Genomic DNA, 24,755 nt, shown 5'->3' on the forward strand with positions numbered 1-24,755 from the left:
GGACGGCTATGTACGGGAATGGGGGCGGTAACGGTAACGGTAACGGTAACGGCAAGGGCGGTGCGAACATCCCGGCACTGGAAGTCGAGGGACTTCAGGCCTGGTACGGCGAATCGCACATCCTGCACGGCGTGGACCTGACGGTGGGCCGTGGCGAAGTCGTCACGCTGCTCGGGCGCAACGGCGCCGGGCGTACCACGACGCTGCGCGCCATCATGGGGCTGACCGGACAGCGTCAGGGTTCGATACGCATTGGCGGTGAAGAAACCATTCACTTGCCGACGTACAAGGTTGCGCACCACGGCGTGGGCTACTGCCCCGAAGAGCGCGGTATTTTCGCGAGCCTGTCGTGCGAGGAAAACCTGTTGCTGCCGCCGTATATCGGCATGAGCGGCAATCGTCGCGAAGACGGCGGACTCGGCATGTCGCTCGAAGAGATCTACGACATGTTCCCCAACCTGAAGGAGCGGCGCCACAGTCAGGGCACGCGTTTGTCGGGCGGCGAACAACAGATGCTGGCCGTGGCGCGCATTCTGCGCACGGGCGCCAATTTGTTGCTGCTTGACGAGATTTCCGAAGGTCTTGCGCCGGTGATCGTGCAGACGTTGGCACGCATGATTACCACGCTCAAGGCGCGGGGCTACACCATCGTGATGGTGGAACAGAATTTCCGTTTTGCGGCTCCGCTGGCCGATCGCTTCTATGTGATGGAGCACGGCAAGATCGTGGAGCGCTTCGGCGCTCAGGAGCTGGAAACGAAGATGCCGGTGCTGCACGAGTTGTTGGGCGTATGAGGTGAGCTACCCGGTGCGTACGCGTGCCGGGCGATGGACCCAGGCGATCAAATCCACGAAGGAGACGAAGATGACGATGCGGATGAAGGCGTTGGCCGTTGCGGCTGCGTTCGGTTTTGCGGCAATGGCCTCGCAGGCCCATGCCGATGGCAATACGGTGAAGATCGGTTTCATTACCGATATGTCGGGCCTTTACACCGACATCGACGGGCAGGGTGGTGCGGAAGCCATCAAGATGGCCATCGCCGATTTCGGCGGCAAGGTCCTCGGCAAGCCGGTCGAACTGGTCACCGCCGATCACCAGAACAAAGCGGACGTCGCAGCGTCGAAGGCGCGCGAATGGTTCGATCGCGGCGGCGTCGATATGCTCATCGGCGGTACCAATTCGGGTACCGGTCTGGCGATGAACAAGGTCTCGGCCGAGAAGAAGAAGGTCTACATCAACGTCGGCGCCGGTTCGGACGCGCTGACCAACGATCAATGCCAGCCGTATGGCGTGCACTACGCCTATGACACCGTCGCGCTCGCACGCGGCACGGGCTCGGCCGTCGTGAAGGCGGGCGGCAAGTCGTGGTTCTTCCTGACGGCCGACTACGCGTTCGGTCACGCGCTGGAAAAAGCCACGGCCGATGTGGTCAAGGCCAACGGCGGCACCGTGAAGGGGCAGGTACGTCACCCGCTCTCGGCGTCGGACTTCTCGTCGTATCTGCTTCAGGCACAGTCCTCGGGCGCGCAAGTGCTGGGTCTGGCCAACGCCGGTGGCGACACCATCAACGCGATCAAGGCCGCGAAGGAGTTCGGTATCAAGGGCAAGATGCAGATCGCCGGCCTGCTCGTGTTCATCAACGACATTCACTCGCTCGGTCTGGATAACACCGAGGGCATGTATCTGACCGATAGCTGGTACTGGGACAAGGACGAGAAGACCCGCGCCTTCGCCAAGCGCTACTTCGACAAGATGAAGAAGATGCCGTCGAGCCTGCAAGCCGGCGACTATTCGGCCACGATGACTTATCTGAAGGCCGTGCAGGCGGCAGGTACGACCGATGCCGACAAGGTCATGGATCAACTGCACAAGATCAAGATCGACGACATGTTCAGCAAGGGCTACATCCGGAAGGACGGCACGATGGTCCACGACATGTACCTGATGCAGGTGAAGTCGAAGGCGGAATCGAAGTCGCCGTGGGACTACTACAAGGTTGTCGCCACGATCCCGGGCGAGAAGGCGTTCACCACCGAGGCGGAATCGACCTGCAAGCTCCCGAAGTAATCGGCGCGATCTGAAAGCGATGCAACGAAAGCGGCGGGACGTGTGTCCCGTCGCGACCTTTCTCCCAGAGAATCGATTTCGATGGAATTTCTAGGCATCCCCCTGCCGGCGCTGTTGAGCCAACTGCTGCTGGGACTGGTGAACGGCTCGTTCTACGCCATGCTGAGCCTCGGCCTGGCGGTGATTTTCGGTTTGCTCAACGTGATCAACTTTGCGCACGGCGCGTTGTTCATGCTGGGTGCAATGCTCGCCTGGATGGGCGGCAATTATCTCGGCCTCAATTATTGGGTCATGCTGATTCTCGCCCCCGTTGTGGTGGGTCTCATCGGCATTGTCATCGAGCGCACCATGCTGCGCTGGATCTATAAACTCGATCACCTCTACGGCCTGCTGCTTACGTTTGGTATCACGCTGGTGCTCGAGGGGGTGTTCCGCTCGATCTACGGCGTATCGGGTCAACCGTTCGACGCTCCCGAAGCGCTGTCCGGCGCGACCAATCTCGGCTTCATGTTCATGCCGAATTACCGCGCGTGGGTCGTGGTGGCGTCGCTCATCGTGTGCTTTGCCACATGGTTCGTGATCGAGAAGACGAAGATCGGTGCGTATCTGCGCGCCGGTACCGAGAACCCGAAACTGGTGGAAGCGTTCGGTGTGAACGTGCCGCTCATGATCACGCTGACGTATGGCTTCGGGGTCGCGCTCGCCGCGTTCGCCGGGGTGCTCGCCGCGCCCGTCATCCAGATCTCGCCGCTCATGGGGCAGTCGATGATCATCACCGTATTCGCGGTGGTCGTGATCGGTGGCATGGGCTCCATCATGGGCTCGATCGTCACCGGTCTGATGCTCGGCGTGATCGAAGGCTTTACCAAGGTGTTCTACCCGGAAGCGTCTGCGACCGTGGTGTTCGTCATCATGGTGATCGTGTTGCTGCTGCGCCCGGCTGGGCTGTTCGGCAAACAAAAGTAAGGGGCAGAACCATGCAACAACAGATGCAACAACGGGTGCTTTATTCCCTTCTGCTTCTCGCGCTGATCGTGGCGCCGTTCGCGGGCGCCTATCCGGTCTTCGTCATGAAGGTGCTGTGCTTCGCACTGTTCGCCTGCGCGTTCAATCTGCTGCTCGGTTTCACGGGGCTGCTGTCGTTCGGTCACGCCGCGTTTTTCGGCAGCGCGGGCTATATCACCGGCTACGCCATCCGCAATCTGGGCTTTACGCCAGAGATCGGCATTCTCGCGGGCGTGATCGCCGGGGCCGTGTTGGGGCTCGTCATCGGCCTGCTGGCGATTCGGCGTCAGGGCATCTACTTCGCAATGATTACGCTGGCATTGGCGCAGATGCTGTACTTCCTCTGTCTGCAAGCGCCGTTCACGGGCGGGGAAGATGGCCTGCAAGGCGTGCCGCGCGGCAGTCTTTTCGGGGTCTTGCCGCTGGATTCGGACCTCACGCTGTATTACGTGGTGCTGGCCATTTGCGCGCTGGGCTTCCTGCTCATCATGCGTATCGTGCACTCGCCGTTCGGTCAGGTGCTCAAGGCGATCAAGGAGAACGAGCCGCGTGCGATTTCGCTCGGTTACGACGTCGATCGCTTCAAGCTGCTGGCGTTCGTGCTGTCGGCCACGCTGGCGGCATTGGCCGGATCGACCAAGACCGTGGTGCTGGGCTTCGAGACGCTCACCGACGTGCACTGGACAATGTCGGGCATGGTGATCCTGATGACGCTCGTGGGCGGTCTGGGGACGATGCTCGGGCCGGTCGTCGGCGCGGTGGTCATCATTGTGCTGGAGAACAAGCTCGGCGACATCGGCAACTGGCTGGCAACGGTCACGGGAGTGCCTTGGTTCCAGACGCTAGGCGAGTCGGTGACGATCGTGATCGGCGCCATCTTCATCATCTGTGTGCTGGCTTTCCGGCGCGGCCTGGTGGGTGAGTTGGTGGCGCGCAGCCGGTTCTTCCGGACCATGTCGCAAGCGTCGTGATCGCAGAGTGCGCGCACCGGTTTGGGGCGCGCACTCGTCACTCTGGCGCATGTATGTCGGAAAAAACCTAATTCATAGGGGTAAATGCTGACTTGTGGTGCATCGGGTGCTCCTTTATTCTCTCTCTCAGTTCGCGTCACGGCAGGATATAGGGGCGAGGAACGAGGAGACAATAAGCGCGATAACGCGCACCGCCAAAAAGGAAGCGCTGTTGGAGAATGCTCCAACAGCGCTTTTTATATTGCGCTTCGCCATCGCGCGAAGCCGCCTGCTGCCAAGGTCCGGCAGTCTGCACGACATCCCTTTGCCCAGTGTTTTCCGTGCGATTCTCGCCATGTTGCGAGAATCGCTTCGCTTAAATATGCGCAATGCGGCCTAAAAACGCTATGCTCGCCGTTTCATTCTGCGCATTCGATTGTTTCGTCCCATTCGGTCCATTCCGTCGATGTGCCAGTTTTATTCCGTCGGCCCGTTTTGTTCGGCCCTTTCGATGACCCGGTAGTCGCAGTCGTATGTCCAGCACGCTTTACATTTTGCAATGCGCGCCCTCGCGCTTTAAAGCCGGTGAGTTCGCCCGGTTGCCGTCACGGGTCCGACGGGGCTGTCTTGCGAAGACGGCCGGTTCGGCCCGGGCGGCATGTATGGGGAATGTATGTTGACGGGCTGGGCGATAACCGATTTGCTGATGCTCGCGGGCGGCGCGTTCCTCGCTGGTCTGGTCGACGCCGTGGTTGGCGGCGGCGGGTTGATCTCCGTGCCGACACTGTTTGCCGTTTTCCCGAACGCTGCGCCGCCGGTGCTGTTCGGCACCAACAAAATGGCCGGTATCTGGGGAACGGCGTCGGCCGCATTGCGCTACGCGCGCGGCGTCCAGCTTCGTTGGGCGATTCTGGTGCCGGCCACGATTGCGGCATTCGTGTTTTCGTTCTGCGGCGCTTATGCCGTCACGCATATTCCTGCCGACGTGCTGCGCAAGCTGTTGCCGTTCGTACTCGCCGGGGTCGCGGTGTACACATTGCGCAAAAAGGATTTCGGCACGGTTCACGCCCCTGTGAAGGGTGGGGCGGGGGTCACCCTCATGGCGATCGCCGTGGGCGGCGCCATCGGCTTCTACGACGGGTTCTTCGGCCCGGGCACGGGCAGCTTCCTCGTGTTTTTGTTTGTGCGGTTGTTCGGGCAGGATTTCGTCAACGCGTCGGCATCGTCGAAGATCGTGAACGTGGCAACCAATCTGGCCGCACTGCTGCTGTTCGGCATGGGCGGGCACGTGTGGTGGCAGGTCGGCATTGGCATGGCGGTCATGAACGTGCTTGGCAGTCAGGTGGGCAGCCGCCTCGCGCTCAAACATGGCGTGGGCTTCGTGCGGCGCATGTTTCTGGGGGTGCTTGCCGTGCTTATCGTGAAGACGGGTTACGACGCGTTCTTGCGCGTCTGAGTGGGGGCGTCGAGACGGATCGGGTGAGACAAGGCAGGGCAGGGCAGGGCAGCGCTGTGCGGGCCCGGTGATGACACATGCGGCTGAAACCACATGTGGGGAAACCGCACTTTACGAGAAGGTACAGGTGCCCGTAAGATGGGCGACAATTTACCGACTGAGCGGTCGGTTAATGTCAAAAAAACGAATTCGAAATTTTTGTGAGGAGACCCAAATGAAACTGAAGTTGCTGTGCATGGCATCGGCGATGATGCTGGCCGCGGGCGTCGCGAACGCTCAGGTGAAGATTGGCGTGTCGCTGTCGGCGACCGGTCCGGCGGCTTCGCTGGGCATTCCCGAGAAGAACACCATTGCGCTGATGCCGAAGACGATCGGCGGTCAGTCCGTGCAGTACATCGTGCTCGACGACGCCACCGATACCACCACGGCCGTCAAGAACATGCGCAAGCTGATTACCGAGGATCACGTCGACGCCGTGCTCGGCTCGACCGTCACGCCGAACTCGCTGGCGATGGTCGACGTGGCTGCCGAGACGCAGACACCGGTGATTTCGATGGCCGCAGGCGCCGCTATTGTCGAGCCGGTCGACGCCAAGCGCACGTGGGCGTTCAAGACGCCGCAGAACGACATTCTGATGGCGACCGCCATTGCCAAGCACATGGCCGATCATGGTGTGAAGACCGTGGCGTTCATCGGTTTCTCGGATGCATACGGCGAAGGCTGGTACAAGGAATTCCAGAAGGCTGCCGATCTGAACAAGATCAAGATCGTGGCGAATGAGCGCTTCAACCGTGCCGACACGTCGGTGACGGGCCAGGCGCTCAAGATCATGGGCGCGAACCCGGATGCCGTGCTGATCGCCGGTTCGGGCACGCCGGCAGCATTGCCGCAGCGCACGCTCAAGGAGCGCGGCTACAAGGGCAAGCTGTATCAGACCCACGGTGTGGCCAACAACGACTTCCTGCGCGTTTGCGGTAAGGACTGCGAAGGCACGTATCTGCCGGCCGGCCCGCTGCTCGTGGTCGAGCAACTGCCTGCCGACAACCCGGTGAAGAAGTCGGCGGCTGTCTACAAGGCGGCATACGAGAAGGCGTACGGCGCAGGTTCGATCTCGACCTTCGGCGGTCACGCCTGGGACGGCGGCCTGCTGCTGCAGGCGACGATTCCGGTCGCGCTGAAGAAGGCCAAGCCGGGCACCGCCGAATTCCGTGCCGCGTTGCGCGATGCGCTCGAGAACGTGAAGGACATGCCGGGTACCGCCGGTATCTTCAATATGAGCAAGAACGACCACAACGGTCTGGACCAACGCTCGCGCGTGATGGTGCAAATCGTCGACGGCAAGTGGAAATTGGCGAACTGATACGCGCCGGGGCTGCCTATAGCACCTGTAGTCCACAGGCATGCCCCGTTGTCGTATCTGCGGTATCTGGCCCGGTCGGTTTCGGCCGGGCAGGAAGAACGGGCGTTCACGCCCGTTTTTTTTGAGCGCGTGGTAGTTTGGCGCTTCGCAAAGAGACGGCAGGACATGCGATGCGAGCGGCACATGAGAGGCCGCACTGTCCCAACCTGATTGCCGCAGCCGGGGGGCTGACCGGGCAATCCTTTCGAGCGTAAATCCATGACGGGTGAATTCGAACACCGCAACCTATCTCTGGTGTTGCTGCAGTCGCGTGAGGCGGTGATGGGGCTGTTCCGGCCGCTGCTCAATTGTTACGACATCACGGAACAACAATGGCGTGTCATACGGGCCGTCAACGATAGCGAATCCGGGGAAATGGAAATCGGACAGGTCGCGCGCGAGTGCTGCATTCTCAGCCCGAGCCTGTCGGGCATGCTCGAGCGCATGGAGGCCTCCGGTCTAATCTTGCGCCGTCGTGTGGTCGCCGATCAGCGTCGCGTGATGGTGTCGCTCACGGCGTCGAGCCGCGCGCTGTGCAAGAAGCTCGGCCCCCTGGTCGAGGAACGTTATCGCTATCTGGAAGACAAGGTCGGGCGCGATACGCTCGCCGAAATCTACCGATTGCTCGACGTGGTGCGTGAGGCGTTACCGCCTGAAGTCGTGGCGGAAGCGCCTTCGTTGCCGGCCAAGCCGCGCCGTCGTCGCAAGTCGGCCGCGTAAGGCGGCGGCAGGCCACGCGAAGGCTGCTGAGGGCCGTTGAAGGTTCGCGAAGGGTCAGCCTGATGCTTGTCGACAAGGGTGTCGTGAAGCGCGGGCAGCAAGCTTGAGCAGGCGCGGGCGATAGGTGTGCGCCGAGTCGGGCGCGGCACGCGGGACAGTGCAGATGGCGAAGTGGCAGGAGACAAGATTTCGCCAACTCAGTAGTCGCCCGGGTTTTACCAATGCATAACGATTTATACAATTCATAATTCGCTGCGCTGCGTCACGGGGAACGTGCGGGGTGTATCGATGTGAAGGGGAACGGGGCGGCGGCGCGCCGCACCGTGCATCACACCGGCTGTCTCGCCAGCCGGTTCAAGAAGTACTCAAACGAAGTGAGAGGAGCATGGATCTTTCGATTGCAGCCATCCTGGCGCAGGACGGCATCACCACGGGTGCGATTTATGCCTTGCTGGCATTGGCGCTCGTGCTGGTGTTCTCCGTTACCCGCGTCATCTTCATTCCGCAGGGCGAGTTCGTGTCGTATGGCGCGCTCACGTTAGCGGCACTGCAAACCCAGAAGTTTCCGCTTACGAGCTGGTTGCTCGTGGCGATGGGCGTCTGCACGTTCGTCGTGGAGACGGCTAGCGTGCTGCGCCATAGCGAGCGCCGCAAACTGGCGGGCCGTCTGGTACCAGTGTTTGCGGGCAAATATCTGGTCTTTCCGATCGCCGTGTTCTTCGTCGTCAAGGCGCTTGCCCCGATGACGTTGCCGATGCTCGTGCAGATCGCCGTCACGATGCTGTTGGTCGTGCCGATGGGGCCGATGCTCTATCGTCTGGCCTATCAGCCGTTGGCCGAGGCCAGCACGTTGCTGCTGCTCATCGTCTCGGTGGGGGTGCACTTCGCGCTGACCGGGCTTGGGCTGGTGATGTTCGGCGCCGAGGGTTCGCGCACGCAGCCGTTCTCGGACGCGAGCTTCAACATCGGGTCCGTGATGGTGTCCGGTCAGAGTCTGTGGGTGCTTGGCGTGTCGATCGTGATGATTCTGGCGCTGTATTTCTACTTCGACCGCTCGCTCTCGGGCAAGGCCTTGCGGGCCACGGCCGTGAACCGGCTGGGCGCGCGTCTGGTGGGCATCGGCACGGTGCAGGCCGGGCGTCTGGCCTTCACGCTGGCGGCCGTGCTGGGGGTGCTGTGCGGCATTCTGATCGCACCGATCACGACCATCTATTACGAGTCGGGCTTCCTGATCGGCCTGAAGGGTTTTGTGGGCGCGATCATCGGCGGGCTGGTGAGCTACCCGGTCGCAGCGTTGGGCGCCATTCTGGTGGGCCTGCTGGAGTCGTACTCGTCGTTCTGGGCGAGTGCATACAAAGAGGTCATCGTCTTCACGCTGATCCTTCCTGTGCTGCTGTGGCTCTCGCTCACAAGCAAGCATGTCGAAGAAGACGAGGAATAAGCCGGGGCGGACCACAGAATGAAAAACAAATACTTCCTGATTTTCCTGGTGGTGCTGGCCGTGTTGCCGGTATTGCCTGCACCGGTGCGTTTGCCTGAGTACTGGGTGACGCTGCTCAACTACATCGGTCTGTACAGCATTGTGGCTATCGGTCTCGTGCTGCTCACAGGCGTGGCCGGCATGACCTCGTTCGGGCAGGCGGCGTTCGTCGGTCTGGGCGCGTATGCGACCGCGTATCTGACGACTGCCTACGGGGCTTCGCCGTGGCTGGGCCTGATCGTCGGCGTGGCCATCACGGCCGCCGCGGCGCTCGTCATCGGCGCGATCACCATGCGGTTGTCCGGGCACTTCTTGCCGCTGGGCACGATTGCCTGGGGGCTGGCACTGTATTACCTGTTCGGCAACCTTGAGTTCCTCGGCAAGTACGATGGCCTGAACGACATCCCGACGATCAACCTCTTCGGCATCGAGTTGGCGAGCGGACGTCAGATGTTCTATCTGATCTGGATCGTGGTGGTGCTGGCGGTGGTGTCGATCAAGAACCTGCTCGATTCGCGTCCGGGCCGCGCCATTCGCGCGCTCAAGGGTGGTGGCGTGATGGCCGAGGCCATGGGCGTGAACACCGCGTGGATGAAGGTCGTGGTGTTCGTATATGCCGCCGTGCTTGCGTCGATTTCGGGCTGGCTCTATGCGCATTTGCAGCGTGCCGTGAACCCGACGCCGTTCAATCTGAACCACGGCATCGAATACCTCTTCATGGCGGTGGTCGGCGGGGTGTCGCATGTGTGGGGCGCGGTGCTCGGCGCGGCGATCCTGACGGTGCTCAAGGACTACCTGCAGAACATTCTGCCGGTGCTGCTGGGGGCCAACGGCAACTTCGAGACCATCGTGTTCGGCGTGCTGCTCGTGCTGCTGCTGCAATATGCCCGTGACGGCGTGTGGCCGTTCTTCGGCAAGATCTTCCCGGCACGACGCGTGGCGAAAGCGCCCGAGCAAGCCGAGCCGCTGGGGCATCGTGTGAAGCCGGCGGTGGGTGAAGTCGTGCTCAAGCTCGAGAAGGCACGCAAGGAGTTCGGCGGTCTGGTGGCGGTGAACGACGTGTCGTTCGAGGTGAAGGCTGGCGAGATCGTGGGCCTGATCGGTCCGAACGGTGCGGGCAAGTCGACCACGTTCAATCTGGTGACGGGGGTGCTGCAAGCCACGCGCGGCGAGATTTCATTCCTCGGCGAGCGCATCGATCGCCTGGCTTCGCGCGAGATCGTCAAGCGCGGCATTGGCCGCACTTTCCAGCACGTGCGCCTGATGCCGCATATGAGCGTGCTCGAGAACGTGGCGATTGGTGCGTATCTGCGTGACAAGAACGGGCTGCGCCGCCGTCCGCAAGGCGGTGTGTGGTCGAGTGTGTTGCGTCTGGATCGTCGAGAAGAAGCGATGCTGCTGCATGAAGCAAAGATGCAGATCGAGCGCGTGGGTCTGGGTGCGCACATGTACGACGAAGCGGGCAGCCTGGCGCTGGGGCAGCAACGTATTCTGGAAATTGCGCGCGCGCTGGCGTGCGACCCGACGCTGTTGCTGCTCGACGAGCCGGCGGCAGGCCTGCGTTACAAAGAGAAGCAGGCGCTGGGCGATCTGCTCAGAAAGCTCAAGGACGAGGGAATGAGCGTGCTGCTGGTTGAGCACGACATGGACTTCGTGATGAATCTGACCGATCACCTGGTGGTGATGGAGTTCGGCACCAAGATCGCTGAGGGGCTGCCCGAAGACGTGCAGAAGAACCCGGCGGTGCTCGAAGCGTACCTTGGAGGAGTGGAGTGATGGCGGACGCGATTCTTGAGGTCAAAGACCTCGCCGTTGCATACGGCAAAGTCGAGGCGGTGCATGGCGCGCATCTGCGGGTAGGGGCGGGCCAGATCGTCACGGTGATTGGTCCCAATGGGGCGGGCAAGTCGTCCATGCTCAACGCGATCATGGGGGCGCTGCCGCACAATGGTTCCAGCCGTGGGAGCGTGGCGTATCTCGGTCAGGAGATGTCGGCGCTGACCATCGAAGCGCGCGTGTCGCGTGGTATGTGTCTGGTGCCGGAGAAGCGCGAACTGTTTTCCACGATGACGGTGGAGGATAACCTGCTGCTTGGCGCCTATCGTCGCAAGCGGGCTGGCGAGAAGAACTTCCTGGACCAGATGGAAGTCGTCTACGAGTTGTTCCCGCGCCTCAAGGAGCGTCGTGTACAGCAGGCGGGTACGCTTTCGGGCGGTGAGCGTCAGATGCTGGCGGTGGGGCGAGCGCTGATGGCTAAACCCCAGTTGTTGATGCTCGACGAGCCGAGTCTTGGGCTGGCGCCGCTGATCGTGAAGGAAATCTTCCATATCATCAACGACTTGCGTAAGACGGGCGTCGCTACGTTGCTGATTGAGCAGAACGCACGTGCAGCGTTGCAGGTGGCCGACTACGGCTACGTGATCGAGACTGGCGAACTGGCACTGGAAGGCCCGGCGCAGGAGCTGGCGAGCAATCCCAAGGTTATCGAGACCTATCTGGGGTTGGCGAAGAAGGCTGCCTGAGGGACGTTGCTCGTCAAGTTTGTTGTTACGGAAAAGCCTGCCAGTATGGCGGGCTTTTTCTTTTGTCTGGGGACATGACGGTGGTGCGGTTGGTCGGTATCCGTCCCCAATTTTCTGGGATGACATCGACTTGTTTCCACGGGGTGGGTGAACTCACTTATTCACAGTTGCTTGTGGATAGTTGTGGATATCCAAAATCTATGGCGCACTGCCGCAATAAGGGGTTGCGCGATTTTTTGCAAAATCTCTCGAAATTTCTGCCTGAGGTTATCCACAGAAAAGCAAATTCCCGAATGCAGTTGATCGCCATGACGTGGGTGTGTGGATAAGCTGATTTCCGTGCGGTTCGATGCGGCGTGTTTCGGGTTTCGTGGCCTTGGCTTTTGTTTTTTGGTTTCACGTGGAACGTAGGTTTTTTTGGGGGGCGTTGGAACGCCACGTCCTTCGAATCAGGCGACGTGCTTTCATCCGTCCGGGCAGTGGGGGTTGGCGGTGCCCTGACTGCGCTCCAGCTAAAAGTCGCTCCGTCAGGGCACCACCAACCCCCACCCATCGAATGCCCCAGTTTCCCGCCCAGGTTTGGCTCGCCCATCCCCAGAGAATCCTTCCACATTCATCTGTTATGTCCGCGTCGGCAATGCACCGCCGCGGGGCATCGAGCGTTAGCGCTTGAGGGCAGGCTTATGGCGGGGGAGACAGGCTCAAGCAGAGAATGCCGCACCTCGTAGGCTAGCGATCAACGCCAAGGGATGCGGTGCAGTCTGGTGTTCCGCTAACGCTGCCTGTTCGGAATCATCTGGATCTGTTTGCCGCGCGCGTCGAACCTGTTTCGCGTGAAATGCACGCCAGTACGCATTCGTGATCTTCGCCGCCCGGAAGCGTGGGAGGGCGTGGCGGGAATGTCTAGGGGTTGGTTGTGGAGATGTCCGCTCCGTCGAGGTCAGACGAGGCATCGATCGTCACTCGCCAGCGTTTCACTTGAAACACGTCCGTCGATCTTGCGAAGGCCATCTCGGGCATAAACTTGGCAGAGATTGCCGATGCATCGACGTAACGACCTCCAGGTGGAGCGCAGTCAGGGCGCTGATGATCTTTGCTGCCCGGAATGACGAGAGGGCGAGGGGGTGTCACGGGGTTTGGTTGGGGGGGATGATTGATCCGTCGTGGCGACCCGAAGTTCGATACTCCGCGACAGGCGTTTCACGTGAAACACGCCGTCGATCTTGCGAAGGTTATTCCGGACATAAACTTGGCGAAGATTGCCGGTGCATTGACGGAACGACTTCCAGGTAGGAGCGCAGTCAGGGCACTGATGATCTTCGCTGCCCGGGATGACGAGAGGGTGAGGGAATGTCTCGGGGCGTGGTTGGTTGGGGAGATGATTGCCCCGTCGTGGCGAATCGAAGCCCGATACTCCGCCGCCGGCGTTTCACGTGAAACACGCCCGTCGATCTTGCGAAGGTTATTCCGGACATAAACTTGGCGAAGATTGCCGGTGCATTGACGGAACGACTTCCAGGTGGGAGCGCAGTCAGGGCACTGATGATCTTCGCCGCCCGGAATGACGAGAGGGCGAGGGAATGTCTCGGGGCGTGTTGGGGAAGATGATTGATCCGCCGTGGCGACCCGAAGCTCGATACTCCACCGCCAGCGTTTCACGTGAAACACGCCTGTCGATCTTGCGAGGGTTGTCTCAGGTATTAACTTGGCGAAGATTGTCGGTGCCCTGACGGAGCGACTTCCAAGTGGAGCACAATCAGGGCGCAGGTGATCTTTGCTGCCCGAAAGGAGGCGAGAGCGACGGGGATATGTGGGGAAATGATTGTGGGCGGTGGGGGTGACCCGTTGTGGTGAGTCGAAACATCGCTCGTCCTCGTCAAACGTTTCACGTGGAACAGTCTCCAAAACCGTAGTTTTCCACTCATGTTCCACGTGAAACACCAGGCGGTTACAAATGATGCACCGCAATGCCGCTATAATTCCGCATTACCGAATCCAGAGAGTTTGCCCGCGCGGCAAAATTGCGATGCTTTATCCAACCGAGTTCGACGTGATCGTGGTGGGTGGCGGCCATGCCGGCACCGAGGCTGCGCTCGCCTCGGCCCGCATGGGCTGTAAAACACTTCTGCTCACCCACAACATCGAGACGCTCGGCCAGATGAGCTGCAATCCCTCCATCGGTGGGATCGGCAAAGGTCACCTCGTCAAAGAAGTCGATGCGCTGGGCGGTGCCATGGCAGCGGCAACCGACGAGGGGGGAATTCAGTTCCGTATTCTGAATTCGTCCAAGGGCCCGGCTGTCCGTGCCACCCGGGCACAGGCCGATCGCCTTCTGTACAAGCAAGCCATTCGCCATCGCCTCGAGAATCAACCCAACCTTTGGTTGTTCCAGCAGGCCGTTGAGGACCTCATCGTTGAAGGCGAACGCGTTGTCGGTGCCATCACGCAGGTGGGACTGCGCTTCCGTGCCCACGCCGTTGTTCTGACCGCAGGTACCTTCCTCGACGGTAAGATTCACGTCGGACTGAACAACTATGTGGGCGGTCGTGCCGGAGATCCGGCTGCCGTTAGTTTGTCTGCTCGCCTGAAAGAGTTGAAGTTGCCGCAAGGCCGGTTGAAGACAGGTACGCCACCGCGTATCGACGGTCGCTCCATTGACTTCTCTGTCCTCGAAGAACAGCCCGGCGATCTCGATCCGGTACCCGTTTTTTCGTTCCTCGGTCGCCCCGAACAGCATCCGCGCCAGGTGCCATGCTGGGTCACGCACACCAACGAGCGTACGCACGACATCATCCGTGGCGGGCTCGACCGATCACCGATGTACACCGGCGTCATCGAAGGGGTGGGGCCGCGTTACTGCCCGTCCATCGAGGATAAGATCCATCGCTTCGCTGATAAGACGTCGCACCAGATCTACCTTGAGCCGGAAGGTCTCACGACCAACGAGTTTTACCCGAACGGCATCTCCACCAGCTTGCCCTTCGACGTACAGCTGGCACTTGTTCGCTCGATGAAAGGCATGGAGAACGCCTACATCCTGCGTCCGGGTTACGCCATCGAATACGATTACTTCGATCCGCGGGGGCTGCGCAGCTCACTTGAAACCCGCGTGATCTCCGGGCTTTTCTTCGCGGGGCAGATCAACGGTACGACCGGATACGAAGAAGCCGCCGCACAGGGGCTGCTCGCCGGTATCAATGCGGCACTGCAAGTGCAGGGGCGCGAGGCCTGGTGCCCGCGCCGCGATCAGGCATACCTCGGCGTGCTGGTCGACGACCTGATTACACGCGGCGTATCCGAACCGTATCGCATGTTCACCAGCCGGGCCGAGTATCGCCTGTCGCTGCGCGAAGATAATGCCGACATGCGCCTGACGGAAATCGGTCGCGAACTCGGGGTGGTCGACGATATCCGTTGGGAAGCCTTCTGCCGAAAGCGTGACGCTGTTTCACGTGAAACAGAACGTCTCAAATCGACGTGGGTGAACCCGAAGACCTTCCCCGCCGAGGATGCCGTGCCATTGCTCGGCAAAGCCATCGATCACGAGTATTCGCTCGCTGATCTGTTGCGACGTCCGGAAGTCGGGTACGACGCGCTGATGGCGGTGCAGGGTGGTCGCCTCGCGCCGGAAGGGCCTTTGGCCGACGATGCGCTGCAAGCCAGCCAGATTCGCGAGCAGATCGAGATTGCGGTCAAGTATCAAGGCTATATCGACCGTCAGGCCGACGAAATCGGGCGCAAGGAAGCCAACGAGAACACTGTGCTGCCCGCCAGCATCGACTACAACGATGTCAGGGGCTTGTCGATCGAAGTGCGTCAGAAACTCAACGCGCAGCGGCCCGAGACCCTTGGGCAGGCATCGCGCATCTCCGGCGTTACGCCCGCTGCGATCTCGCTGCTGATGATCCATCTCAAGAAGGGACTCGGACGCCGTCGCGCGTCGGAGGACACGACTGCCGACGCCGCTGCCACCGATGCCGGTGGGCAGCACGCTGCCTGACGCGGAGACCTCATGACCGATCCGCGAAGGACTGCCGCTGGCGGCGGCAACGATCTGGCTACGCTATTGGCCGACGGCATCCGGCAACTGGGCCTGTCCATTAATGATGAACAGCAAGCGCGCTTGCTGGATTTTCAGGCACTGCTGGCCAAATGGAACGCCTCGCTGCAGATGACCTCGATCCGCGACCCAAGGCAGATGGTCATCAAGCATCTGCTCGATTCCCTCTCGATACTGCCGCGCCTCGATCGTGAGCCGATTTCACGTGTTCTTGACGTCGGCTCAGGTGGCGGGTTGCCCGGTGTAGTGCTCGCCATGGTGCGTCCGGACTGGCAGGTGACGGTCAACGACATCGTACACAAGAAGACCGCGTTCCTCACGCAGGCCCGTGCGACCTTCAAGCTTACCAACCTGACGGTCGTGACCGGTCGGGTCGAGTCACTTGTCGTTGGTAAGGAAGTGCCGGCACCGTTCGATGCCATCGTCTCGCGCGCCTTCGCAGAATTGTCCGACTTCGTCACGTTGGCGGGCAATTTACTCGCCCCGGGTGGCAGTTTCTGGGCGATGAAGGGCGTAGCCGCCGAGAATGAGCTGACCTTGCCGGCTGGCTACGAGCTGGTCGAACGTCTACCGTTGAGTGTCCCGTTTCTTGACGCAGAGCGTCACTTGCTCCGCGTGAAGGTCACGGCATGAATACGGTAACGCGTTGGATGGGTGCCGCGATGGTCGGCTTGTCGGTAGTGGCCGCCGTGGCCTGGGCGCAGTCCGGACAGGAATCGCTGACGACGCGTGTGCGTCCGGTGCAGAAGATCGACAAGGAACGCTATGTCGGCACCTGGTACGAAATAGCACGCTACCCGAATTTCTTCGAGCGAAAATGTGTGTCGGACGTGACCGCGGAATACGTGGCACGGGCGGACGGCAGGATCGACGTCACAAACAAGTGCCGCAAAGAAGACGGTACCTGGGTTAGCGACGCCGGCCTGGCTCGCACCGACGGGCAGGGCACCGGCACCGCTCGCTTCAAAGTCACCTTCGCACCCGACTGGTTGCGCTGGATTCCCTGGCTTTGGGCGAACTACTGGGTTATCGTGCTCGACGGTGACTACCAGTTTGCCGCTGTCGGAGAGCCTGGCCGAGAGTATCTCTGGATTCTCGCTCGTACGCCGACGCTCGACGAAAATGCACTGAATCAAATCCGTGCCCAGTTGCGCAAGCAAGGCTACGACACCGACAAACTGGTGTTGACGCCGCAAAAGGCGAGCACCCCCTGAGCACAGGGCGCCGGCGCTTCTTACGCCGGCCAGCAGGCGCAATAACTGAGCTTTGCTCAGAAAATCGAATTTGCGGGATGTCCCGGTAAGCAGGCAGCAGACCCGCCGTGGCGGGTGGTACGGCGAGTGCGCATTACCGGACTTATCCCGGCATCATCTGCATCAATTGCATCAACACGGCAGCATTCGGAGGACTACATCGGCATGGCGAAAATTTTCTGCGTGGCCAATCAGAAGGGCGGCGTTGGCAAGACGACCACCACGGTGAACCTCGCTGCCGGATTGGCGTCGCACGGGCAGCGGGTCTTGTTGGTCGACCTCGATCCGCAGGGCAATGCGACGATGGGCAGCGGTATCGACAAGGCAGCACTCGAGTCGAGCGTGTACGAAGTGCTGGTCGATGGTGCCGATGTGACAACGAGCTGTCAGCGCTCGGAGTCGGGCAGTTACGATGTGCTGCCCGCGAATCGCGAGCTGGCCGGGGCGGATGTGGAACTCGTCTCGCTCGAGAATCGCGACACGCGGCTCAAGCAAGCGCTTGCCAAGGTCGACGACGCTTACGATTTCGTCCTGATCGATTGCCCGCCGACGCTTTCGCTGCTGACCCTGAACGGGTTGTGCGCGGCGCACGGTGTGATCATTCCGATGCAGTGCGAGTATTTCGCACTCGAAGGTCTGTCGGATCTCGTCAACACGATCAAGCAGGTGCACGCGAATCTGAACCGTGACCTGAAGGTGATCGGGCTGCTGCGCGTGATGTTCGATCCGCGTATCACGCTGCAACAACAAGTCTCGGAGCAGCTCAAGGAGCACTTCGGCGACAAGGTTTTCAATGCGATCATTCCGCGCAATGTGCGACTTGCCGAAGCGCCGAGCTATGGCATGCCGGGCGTGGTCTTCGATCCCGCGTCGCGCGGAGCGAAGGCGTATCTGCAATTCGGCGCGGAAATGATCGCGCGTATTCAAACTATGTAAGGCGCAATCGCGCAGGAACGCATTGTCATGGCGACCAAGACCAACGCACTGAAAAAAAAGGGCCTGGGCCGCGGCCTCGAAGCGCTGCTCGGCGCGCACGCCGATAACCACAACGGCGCGACCGAAGCGAGTGCCGACGGCGCGCCGTCGGTGATGTCGCTCGAGCGCCTTCAGGCCGGTAAGTATCAACCGCGCACACGCATGGATGAGGGCGCTTTGCAGGAACTCGCCGCGAGCATTCGCGCGCAGGGCCTGATGCAGCCGATTCTGGTGCGTCGTGTCGATGGTGAGAAGTACGAAATTATTGCGGGTGAACGGCGCTTTCGCGCCGCGCGCATCGCCGGGCTGTCCGAAGTGCCGGTGCTCGTGCGCGATGTCCCTGATGAAGCCGCCGCCGCTATGGCGCTTATCGAGAACATTCAGCGCGAAGATCTGAATCCGCTCGAAGAAGCGCAGGGCATTCAACGCCTGCTCGGCGAATTCAATTACACGCATGAGCAGGCCGCCGAGTCGCTTGGCCGGTCGCGCAGTGCGGTGTCGAATTTATTGCGTCTGCTCAACCTCGCGCAGCCGGTGCAGACCATGTTGCTGGCCGGCGATCTCGACATGGGGCACGCTCGCGCGCTGCTCGCGGTAGACGCTGCCACGCAGATTACGCTCGCCAATCAGGTGGTGAACAAGCGTCTGTCGGTGCGCGACACTGAACGGATCGTCAATGCTTCGCTGAAGCCCCAGGGTGATGGCATTCGTCGCCGCTCGGCGGAAGAGGGCGGTCGCGATGTGACGCGACTTGAAGAGGAGTTGTCGGATCTGCTCGCCTCGAACGTCAAGATCAAGGTCGGCCGAAAGGGCGCCGGACAACTCACGATCGAATTCGGCAGCCTCGATGCGCTCGACGGGATTCTCGCGCGCATTCGTGCCGAGTAATGTCGGTATCCTGATTATCTTTCCGTGAACGAACCCGCCGGGTCGCCGACGCCGGGCAGCACGCCTGCCACGCCGCCGTTGCGAGATGCTGCCAAGGCGCGCGTCTGGCACACGTTGCGTTCGATCTACCAGCGTGTGCGCGGCGACAGCGTGCTGCTTATGCTGCTGGCCGGCTTTATCGTGCTACAGGTCGTTCGCCCGGCAAGTGTTGGCGAACTTTTCTCGCGCATCGATCGACACACGATTCTCACGCTCGCGGGATTATTGATGCTCACGCGCGCCATCGATCAGAGCGGTTTCCTCGATTGGCTGGCGCAGCGATTACTGCGGGCGTTTCGCACGGAGCGGCGTCTCGCGTTGCTGATGGTGACGTTTGCCGCCGCACTCTCCACGCTGCTCACTAACGACGTGGCGTTGTTCGCCGTCGTGCCGCTTGCGCAATCGCTTGCCCGGATTGCCCCCGTGAGAATCGAGCGCCTGATCATCTTCCTCGCATTGGCCGTCAATGCCGGTTCGAGCCTCACGCCGCTGGGCAACCCGCAAAACCTCTTTCTTTGGCAACAGAGCGGCATGGGCTTCGGCGCCTTCGTCATCATGATGACGCCGCTCACGCTCGCTCTCATGGCCGTACTGCTGCTGACGTGCGCGGCTGCGTTCGATTCGCGCGCCCTGCATTTTCAGCAGCGCGGCCCGAGGCATGACGTGCGCTGGGCGCTGCTGTGGATCGCCTTGACGCTGTTCGTCGCTTTCGTCGCACTCGCGGACCATGGGTATGCGGCCTGGGCCTGCGCCGGCGTGGCGGCGGTGCTCCTGGTGGCGCGACGTAGCGCGGTGCTCGGCATCGACTGGCTGTTGCTGGCGATTTTCGTGCTGATGTTCGTTGTGCTAAGGGGCGTGGCAGGCATGCCGGAAGTGCGCGCGGCCCTGGGGCATGTGGATTTCTCCGGCACCGGGATGGCCTATGTGGGGGCGGCGGTGCTGTCCCAAATCATCAGCAATGTGCCGGCGGCGATTCTGCTCGCCGAGTACAGTCACAACTGGCCGGCGCTCGCACACGGCGTGGCGGTTGGCGGCTTCGGACTGGCGATCGGTTCGTTGGCCAACCTGATTGCATTGCGCATGGCGAAATCGGGAAAGATCTGGTGGCACTTTCATTGGCTTTCCATCCCGTTTTATCTGATAGCACTTTTCCTTGGGTTTCTGGCCCTGAAATGGGTATGATCACGCACCGAACCCCGCTGTGGTGCAGCGATCATGCAGCGTTCGCCGGGAATGCCGCGCTGCACCATGAGCAAAATCGCGCTCCATGAGAGTTGGCGCCAAATCGAAGCATGCACTGCACAATTTCGGCGAATTTGTTGCGCGTTTCGATTGACTGGGGTTCGTAATGTCCCGTAAAATCTCGCGGATTTATCTGCTTGAAGAGCCCATTCGTTTTGCACGAGTCGGGCGGGGAGGCAACGAGATGACCGACGATAAACGGTCGAACTTGGAACCGAAACCGCAAGCGCCGGCACGTGCAACATCAGAGGTTTGGGACGACGAGCAGGAGCAAGAAACAATCGTTCCGCTCACGCGTGCGCAGGCCGAGCGCCTGTTCGGTCCCGAAGTGGGGCGCGCATCCCGTGTGACTCCATTCAGGGTGGTGGGAGCCCAGGTACTGCTGTCGCTGATAGCGACATTGGCCTGGTGGTTACTCTCGGCATCGCCACGAGACGCGGCGGTGTCTGCATGGCTGGGCGGAATGATCGGATGGATACCGGGCGCATTGTTTGCGCTGCGGCTAAGGATGTCAGGTGATCGCCTCTCCGTCAGTTCGTTAGTGATGGGAGAAGCGGTCAAGGTAGTAACGACGATTGCGTTGTTGACGGCGGTAGCGTTCGGTTATCCAGGAATTCACTGGGTCGCGTTCCTCGTCACCTTCGTGCTGACGCTGAAAGCTTATTGGCTGGCGATGGTACTGAAGTAGCGGTGGGAATACCGCTCACGCGTCGACACGCTACCGTGTGCGGATTTTCATAATTGGGTGTTTGATCGCTATGTCAGTAGAAGCCGGCCACGCTCCGAACCCGTCGGAGTACATTTCGCACCACCTGCAAAATCTCGCGAGTTCGACGCAGACTAGCATTGTCGATTTTTCGATCATCAACTGGGACACCATGTTCTGGTCGATCGCGATGGGCGTTCTGGGCTGCTTCGTGCTGTGGATGGCTGCCCGTAAAGCCACGTCGGGCGTGCCGGGCCGCTTCCAGGCTGCGGTCGAAATGCTCGTCGAGATGGTGGAAGACCAGTCGAAGAGCATCGTGCACGGCAATCGTGCCTTCATCGCTCCCCTCGCGTTGACCGTGTTTGTCTGGGTCGCGCTCATGAACTCGCTGGACTTGCTGCCCGTCGATCTGCCTTCGAAGGTGATCGAGTGGGTCGGTCTGGGTTCGATCATCACGCACCACCGTATTGTGCCGACGGCCGATCTGAACGGCACGCTCGGTATCGCTGTCGGCGTGCTCATTCTGATGCTGTACTACAGCTTCAAGATCAAGGGCGCGGGCGGTTTCATGCATGAGCTGTTCACCGCACCGTTCGGCAACCACTTCCTGCTGTGGATTCCGAACCTGCTGCTCAACCTCATCGAATTCTGTGCCAAGACCGTGTCGCTCGGTATGCGACTGTTCGGCAATATGTACGCCGGCGAACTGGTGTTCCTGCTTATCGCTCTGCTGGGCGGTATCTGGAGCTTTGGCGCGGATGCGTCGGTGCTGGGTTTTGTCGGTCACGTCATTGCCGGCACCGCATGGGCGATTTTCCACATCCTGATCGTGTTGCTCCAGGCGTTCATCATGATGATGCTCACGCTGGTGTATATCGGTCAGGCGCACGACCATCACTGATCGGTCGCTGCGGGTAGTTAAGGGTTTCCCGGTTTTTCAGTTTTTCAAATTTAAAGTTTCAAGTCTCTAACCAAAAGGAGTAATCATGCAAGCTTTCATCGCCAACATCCAGGGTCTGACCGCCATCGGTATCGGCATCATCATCGGTCTGGGTGCTATCGGCGCCTGTCTGGGTATCGCGTTGATGGGCGGTAAGTACATCGAAGCGTGCGCCCGTCAGCCCGAGCTGATGAACCCGCTGCAAACGAAGATGTTCCTGCTGGCCGGCCTGATCGACGCTGCATTCCTGATCGGCGTGGGCGTTGCCATGCTGTTCGCGTTCGCGAACCCGCTGCTGTCGAAGCTCGCTTAAGTTTCTTTCGGCCGGTCGCGCATTGATCCGCGCGGCCAACTGGACATGAACGGCGCGCCCAAGCCAGCAGGCACAATGGGGCGCGCTGTTTTGCCAATCGACTCGCATCACCGAAAGGAAACACCGTGAACATAAACGCAACTCTGTTCGCGCAAACCGTCGTGTTTCTGATCCTGGCATGGTTCACGATGAAGTTCGTGTGGCCGCCGCTGATCAAGGCTATCGACGAACGCGCGAAGAAAATCGCTGACGGTCTGGCTGCTGCCGATAAGGGCAAGGCTGAACTCGATGCCGCCAACAAGCGCTCCACGCAAGCCCTCGCGGAAGCCCGCGACGAAGGCGCGAAGCGTATTGCCGACGCCGAGAAGCGCGCACTGGCCGTGGCCGACGAGATCAAGGCCCAGGCGCAAGCCGAAGCCGCCCGTATCATCGCCAACGCCAAAGCCGAAGCCGAGAACCAGGCCGTTAAGGTCCGTGAATCGCTGCGCGAAGAAGTTGCTGGTCTGGCTGTCAAGGGCGCCGAGCAGATCCTGAAGCGTGAAGTTGACGCCAAGGCCCACGCCGACCTGCTGAACCAACTCAAGGCAGAGCTCTGATCATGGCCGAACTCGCAACCATCGCTCGTCCGTATGCCGAGGCGTTGTTCCGCGTGGCCAAGTCCGGCGACCTGAATCGCTGGTCTGAGCTGGTGCGCGAACTGGCGCAAGTGGCAGCGCTGCCCGAAGTGGCCAACCTGGCCGACGATCCGAAAGTCACGCCGGCGCAAGTCGTCGACGTGCTGACCGCAGCCGTGAAATCGACCGACGCCGAAGTGCGCAACTTCGTCGCCGCTGTGGTCGAAAACGGCCGTCTGGCCGCAATGCCGGAAATCGCCGGACAGTTCGAAGTGTTGAAGAACACTGCCGCCGGTTCGGCGGACGCCACGATCGAAAGCGCCTTCCCGCTCGAAGGTGAGCAACTGACCTCGCTGGTCAAGGGCCTCGAGCACAAGTTCGGCCGCAAGCTCAACCCGAGCGTGACGGTAGATCCGTCGCTCATCGGTGGCGTGCGTGTGGTGGTTGGCGACGAGGTGCTGGACACTTCGGTGCGCGCCCGCCTGGCAGCTATGCGGACGTCGCTGACGGCCTGAGCCCGGCGCGATAGCCTGCGACGGCAAGAATTGAATATCAGGAGCACATATGCAACTCAATCCCTCTGAAATCAGCGAACTGATCAAGAGCCGGATTCAAGGTCTCGAGAGCGGCGCCGAAGTCCGTAATGAAGGCACCGTGATTTCGGTGACTGACGGTATCTGCCGCATCCATGGCCTGTCGGACGTGATGCAGGGCGAAATGCTGGAATTCCCGGGCAACACGTTCGGTCTGGCACTGAACCTCGAGCGCGACTCCGTCGGCGCCGTGATTTTGGGCGAGTACGAGCACATCTCGGAAGGCGACACCGTCAAGTGCACGGGCCGCATTCTGGAAGTGCCGGTCGGCCCGGAACTGAAGGGCCGCGTCGTTGACGCACTGGGCCAGCCGATCGACGGCAAGGGTCCGATCAACGCCAAGCAAACCGACGCCATCGAAAAGATCGCCCCGGGCGTGATTTGGCGTAAGTCGGTGTCGCAGCCGCTGCAAACGGGTACCAAGGCTATCGACGCCATGGTGCCGATCGGCCGTGGTCAGCGTGAGCTGATCATTGGTGACCGTCAGACGGGTAAGACCGCCGTGGCCGTCGACACGATCATTTCGCAGAAGGGCAAGGGCGTGACCTGCGTCTACGTCGCGATCGGCCAGAAGGCTTCGTCGATCATGAACGTGGTGCGCAAGCTCGAAGAGCACGGCGCGATGGAGTACACGATCATCGTGACCGCCACCGCTTCGGACTCGGCCGCCATGCAGTTCATCGCACCGTACTCCGGTTGCACGATGGGCGAATACTTCCGCGATCGTGGCGAAGACGCGCTGATCATTTACGACGACTTGACCAAGCAAGCCTGGGCCTATCGTCAGATCTCGCTGCTGCTGCGCCGCCCGCCGGGCCGTGAAGCTTACCCGGGTGACGTGTTCTATCTGCACTCGCGTCTGCTCGAGCGTGCGGCTCGCGTCTCGGAAGAGTACGTCGAGAAGTTCACCAACGGCGCAGTCAAGGGTCAAAGCGGTTCGCTGACGGCACTGCCGATCATTGAAACGCAAGCCGGTGACGTGACCGCGTTCGTTCCGACGAACGTGATCTCGATTACCGACGGCCAGATCTTCCTGGAAACCGACCTCTTCAACGCAGGCATCCGCCCGGCAATCAACGCCGGTATCTCGGTGTCGCGTGTGGGTGGTGCGGCGCAGACGAAGGTCATCAAGAAGCTGTCGGGCGGTATCCGTACCGACCTCGCACAGTACCGTGAGCTGGCTGCGTTTGCGCAGTTCGCCTCGGATCTGGACGAAGCGACCCGCAAGCAGCTCGAGCGCGGCCGCCGCGTGACGGAACTGCTCAAGCAGCCGCAATTCGCGCCGCTGCAAGTGTGGGAACTGGCCGTTTCGCTGTTTGCCGCCAACAACGGCTATCTGGACGACCTCGAAATCGCTCAGGTGCTGCCGTTCGAAAAGGGTCTGCGCGAAGTTCTGAAGACCAGCCACGGCGCGCTCATCGGCCGTATCGAAGAGACCAAAGATCTCTCGAAGGACGACGAAGCCGCCCTGCACGCTGCGATCAAGGACTTCAAGAAGACCGGCGCTTACTAATCCGGTTGAATCGGTAACTA

General features: G+C 60.9%; 22 protein-coding genes. All 22 read left to right on the plus strand.

Annotated elements, in window-relative coordinates:
• The first annotated feature begins 8 nt into the window (after positions 1 to 8).
• The 22 genes from AT395_RS00250 to atpA all read left to right on the plus strand — a co-directional run bounded on the left by AT395_RS00250 (position 9) and on the right by atpA (position 24,735).
• The gene (locus AT395_RS00250; RefSeq protein ID WP_048628387.1) at positions 9 to 794 is read left to right on the plus strand and encodes an ABC transporter ATP-binding protein; all 786 of its coding nucleotides are present in this window, start codon (positions 9 to 11) and stop codon (positions 792 to 794) included.
• A gap of 76 nt (positions 795 to 870) precedes the next feature.
• A complete protein-coding gene (locus AT395_RS00255) occupies positions 871 to 2,067 on the plus strand; it encodes an ABC transporter substrate-binding protein (RefSeq protein ID WP_042117579.1) in 1,197 nt (398 codons plus the stop codon).
• An 81-nt stretch (positions 2,068 to 2,148) separates the two neighbouring features.
• Positions 2,149 to 3,033: a branched-chain amino acid ABC transporter permease gene (locus AT395_RS00260; protein WP_042113640.1), complete on the plus strand. Its 885-nt coding sequence runs from the start codon at positions 2,149 to 2,151 to the stop codon at positions 3,031 to 3,033.
• Between the two features lie 11 nt (positions 3,034 to 3,044).
• Positions 3,045 to 4,043, plus strand: coding sequence for a branched-chain amino acid ABC transporter permease (locus tag AT395_RS00265; RefSeq protein ID WP_042113639.1), 999 nt, complete (start codon positions 3,045 to 3,047; stop codon positions 4,041 to 4,043).
• Between the two features lie 652 nt (positions 4,044 to 4,695).
• Entirely contained in the window at positions 4,696 to 5,478 is a 783-nt protein-coding gene (locus AT395_RS00275) for a sulfite exporter TauE/SafE family protein (protein ID WP_048628386.1), read from the plus strand.
• Between the two features lie 214 nt (positions 5,479 to 5,692).
• Entirely contained in the window at positions 5,693 to 6,838 is a 1,146-nt protein-coding gene (locus AT395_RS00280; protein ID WP_048628385.1) for an ABC transporter substrate-binding protein, read from the plus strand.
• 258 nt (positions 6,839 to 7,096) lie between these two features.
• A complete protein-coding gene (gene hpaR / locus AT395_RS00285; protein ID WP_042113633.1) occupies positions 7,097 to 7,597 on the plus strand; it encodes a homoprotocatechuate degradation operon regulator HpaR in 501 nt (166 codons plus the stop codon).
• A 385-nt stretch (positions 7,598 to 7,982) separates the two neighbouring features.
• A complete protein-coding gene (locus AT395_RS00290; RefSeq protein WP_048628384.1) occupies positions 7,983 to 9,038 on the plus strand; it encodes a branched-chain amino acid ABC transporter permease in 1,056 nt (351 codons plus the stop codon).
• 18 nt (positions 9,039 to 9,056) lie between these two features.
• Entirely contained in the window at positions 9,057 to 10,853 is a 1,797-nt protein-coding gene (locus AT395_RS00295; RefSeq protein ID WP_042113629.1) for a branched-chain amino acid ABC transporter ATP-binding protein/permease, read from the plus strand.
• On the plus strand, positions 10,853 to 11,599 hold the full coding sequence (locus tag AT395_RS00300) for an ABC transporter ATP-binding protein (RefSeq protein WP_042113627.1): 747 nt from the start codon (positions 10,853 to 10,855) through the stop codon (positions 11,597 to 11,599). The genes AT395_RS00295 and AT395_RS00300 overlap by 1 nt, the downstream gene beginning before the upstream one ends.
• A gap of 2,026 nt (positions 11,600 to 13,625) precedes the next feature.
• On the plus strand, positions 13,626 to 15,599 hold the full coding sequence (gene mnmG, locus AT395_RS00305; protein ID WP_042113626.1) for a tRNA uridine-5-carboxymethylaminomethyl(34) synthesis enzyme MnmG: 1,974 nt from the start codon (positions 13,626 to 13,628) through the stop codon (positions 15,597 to 15,599).
• 12 nt (positions 15,600 to 15,611) lie between these two features.
• Complete coding sequence (gene rsmG / locus AT395_RS00310) at positions 15,612 to 16,292, plus strand: 16S rRNA (guanine(527)-N(7))-methyltransferase RsmG (RefSeq protein WP_048628383.1); 681 nt, start codon at positions 15,612 to 15,614, stop codon at positions 16,290 to 16,292.
• Positions 16,289 to 16,873: a lipocalin family protein gene (locus AT395_RS00315; RefSeq protein ID WP_048628382.1), complete on the plus strand. Its 585-nt coding sequence runs from the start codon at positions 16,289 to 16,291 to the stop codon at positions 16,871 to 16,873. The genes rsmG and AT395_RS00315 overlap by 4 nt, the downstream gene beginning before the upstream one ends.
• A gap of 204 nt (positions 16,874 to 17,077) precedes the next feature.
• Positions 17,078 to 17,848 (plus strand): ParA family protein, encoded by a 771-nt coding sequence (locus AT395_RS00320; RefSeq protein ID WP_010807767.1) that lies wholly within the window; start codon positions 17,078 to 17,080, stop codon positions 17,846 to 17,848.
• Positions 17,849 to 17,875: 27 nt separating this feature from the next.
• Positions 17,876 to 18,775, plus strand: coding sequence for a ParB/RepB/Spo0J family partition protein (locus tag AT395_RS00325; protein WP_042113623.1), 900 nt, complete (start codon positions 17,876 to 17,878; stop codon positions 18,773 to 18,775).
• A 159-nt stretch (positions 18,776 to 18,934) separates the two neighbouring features.
• Complete coding sequence (locus AT395_RS00330) at positions 18,935 to 19,996, plus strand: SLC13 family permease (protein WP_082164720.1); 1,062 nt, start codon at positions 18,935 to 18,937, stop codon at positions 19,994 to 19,996.
• Between the two features lie 244 nt (positions 19,997 to 20,240).
• Complete coding sequence (locus AT395_RS00335; RefSeq protein WP_042113622.1) at positions 20,241 to 20,744, plus strand: ATP synthase subunit I; 504 nt, start codon at positions 20,241 to 20,243, stop codon at positions 20,742 to 20,744.
• A 70-nt stretch (positions 20,745 to 20,814) separates the two neighbouring features.
• Entirely contained in the window at positions 20,815 to 21,663 is an 849-nt protein-coding gene (gene atpB, locus AT395_RS00340) for a F0F1 ATP synthase subunit A (protein ID WP_042113621.1), read from the plus strand.
• A gap of 85 nt (positions 21,664 to 21,748) precedes the next feature.
• Positions 21,749 to 22,015: a F0F1 ATP synthase subunit C gene (atpE, locus tag AT395_RS00345; protein ID WP_010807762.1), complete on the plus strand. Its 267-nt coding sequence runs from the start codon at positions 21,749 to 21,751 to the stop codon at positions 22,013 to 22,015.
• Positions 22,016 to 22,140: 125 nt separating this feature from the next.
• Positions 22,141 to 22,611: a F0F1 ATP synthase subunit B gene (locus AT395_RS00350; protein ID WP_042113619.1), complete on the plus strand. Its 471-nt coding sequence runs from the start codon at positions 22,141 to 22,143 to the stop codon at positions 22,609 to 22,611.
• Between the two features lie 2 nt (positions 22,612 to 22,613).
• Positions 22,614 to 23,144, plus strand: coding sequence for a F0F1 ATP synthase subunit delta (locus tag AT395_RS00355; RefSeq protein ID WP_042113618.1), 531 nt, complete (start codon positions 22,614 to 22,616; stop codon positions 23,142 to 23,144).
• Positions 23,145 to 23,193: 49 nt separating this feature from the next.
• Positions 23,194 to 24,735: a F0F1 ATP synthase subunit alpha gene (gene atpA / locus AT395_RS00360; RefSeq protein ID WP_039366365.1), complete on the plus strand. Its 1,542-nt coding sequence runs from the start codon at positions 23,194 to 23,196 to the stop codon at positions 24,733 to 24,735.
• Positions 24,736 to 24,755 lie beyond the last annotated feature (20 nt).

Source organism: Pandoraea apista (assembly GCF_001465595.2).
GTDB lineage: Bacteria > Pseudomonadota > Gammaproteobacteria > Burkholderiales > Burkholderiaceae > Pandoraea > Pandoraea apista.

Excerpts from the sequence above, each read along its gene's own strand:
- AT395_RS00250 (WP_048628387.1), top strand. The coding sequence starts at position 9 with ATGTACGGGAATGGGGGCGGTAACGGTAACGGTAACGGTAACGGCAAG.
- AT395_RS00255 (WP_042117579.1), top strand. The coding sequence starts at position 871 with ATGCGGATGAAGGCGTTGGCCGTTGCGGCTGCGTTCGGTTTTGCGGCA.
- AT395_RS00260 (WP_042113640.1), top strand. The coding sequence starts at position 2,149 with ATGGAATTTCTAGGCATCCCCCTGCCGGCGCTGTTGAGCCAACTGCTG.
- AT395_RS00265 (WP_042113639.1), top strand. The coding sequence starts at position 3,045 with ATGCAACAACAGATGCAACAACGGGTGCTTTATTCCCTTCTGCTTCTC.
- AT395_RS00275 (WP_048628386.1), top strand. The coding sequence starts at position 4,696 with ATGTTGACGGGCTGGGCGATAACCGATTTGCTGATGCTCGCGGGCGGC.
- AT395_RS00280 (WP_048628385.1), top strand. The coding sequence starts at position 5,693 with ATGAAACTGAAGTTGCTGTGCATGGCATCGGCGATGATGCTGGCCGCG.
- hpaR (WP_042113633.1), top strand. The coding sequence starts at position 7,097 with ATGACGGGTGAATTCGAACACCGCAACCTATCTCTGGTGTTGCTGCAG.
- AT395_RS00290 (WP_048628384.1), top strand. The coding sequence starts at position 7,983 with ATGGATCTTTCGATTGCAGCCATCCTGGCGCAGGACGGCATCACCACG.
- AT395_RS00295 (WP_042113629.1), top strand. The coding sequence starts at position 9,057 with ATGAAAAACAAATACTTCCTGATTTTCCTGGTGGTGCTGGCCGTGTTG.
- AT395_RS00300 (WP_042113627.1), top strand. The coding sequence starts at position 10,853 with ATGGCGGACGCGATTCTTGAGGTCAAAGACCTCGCCGTTGCATACGGC.
- mnmG (WP_042113626.1), top strand. The coding sequence starts at position 13,626 with ATGCTTTATCCAACCGAGTTCGACGTGATCGTGGTGGGTGGCGGCCAT.
- rsmG (WP_048628383.1), top strand. The coding sequence starts at position 15,612 with ATGACCGATCCGCGAAGGACTGCCGCTGGCGGCGGCAACGATCTGGCT.
- AT395_RS00315 (WP_048628382.1), top strand. The coding sequence starts at position 16,289 with ATGAATACGGTAACGCGTTGGATGGGTGCCGCGATGGTCGGCTTGTCG.
- AT395_RS00320 (WP_010807767.1), top strand. The coding sequence starts at position 17,078 with ATGGCGAAAATTTTCTGCGTGGCCAATCAGAAGGGCGGCGTTGGCAAG.
- AT395_RS00325 (WP_042113623.1), top strand. The coding sequence starts at position 17,876 with ATGGCGACCAAGACCAACGCACTGAAAAAAAAGGGCCTGGGCCGCGGC.
- AT395_RS00330 (WP_082164720.1), top strand. The coding sequence starts at position 18,935 with ATGCTGCTGGCCGGCTTTATCGTGCTACAGGTCGTTCGCCCGGCAAGT.
- AT395_RS00335 (WP_042113622.1), top strand. The coding sequence starts at position 20,241 with ATGACCGACGATAAACGGTCGAACTTGGAACCGAAACCGCAAGCGCCG.
- atpB (WP_042113621.1), top strand. The coding sequence starts at position 20,815 with ATGTCAGTAGAAGCCGGCCACGCTCCGAACCCGTCGGAGTACATTTCG.
- atpE (WP_010807762.1), top strand. The coding sequence starts at position 21,749 with ATGCAAGCTTTCATCGCCAACATCCAGGGTCTGACCGCCATCGGTATC.
- AT395_RS00355 (WP_042113618.1), top strand. The coding sequence starts at position 22,614 with ATGGCCGAACTCGCAACCATCGCTCGTCCGTATGCCGAGGCGTTGTTC.
- atpA (WP_039366365.1), top strand. The coding sequence starts at position 23,194 with ATGCAACTCAATCCCTCTGAAATCAGCGAACTGATCAAGAGCCGGATT.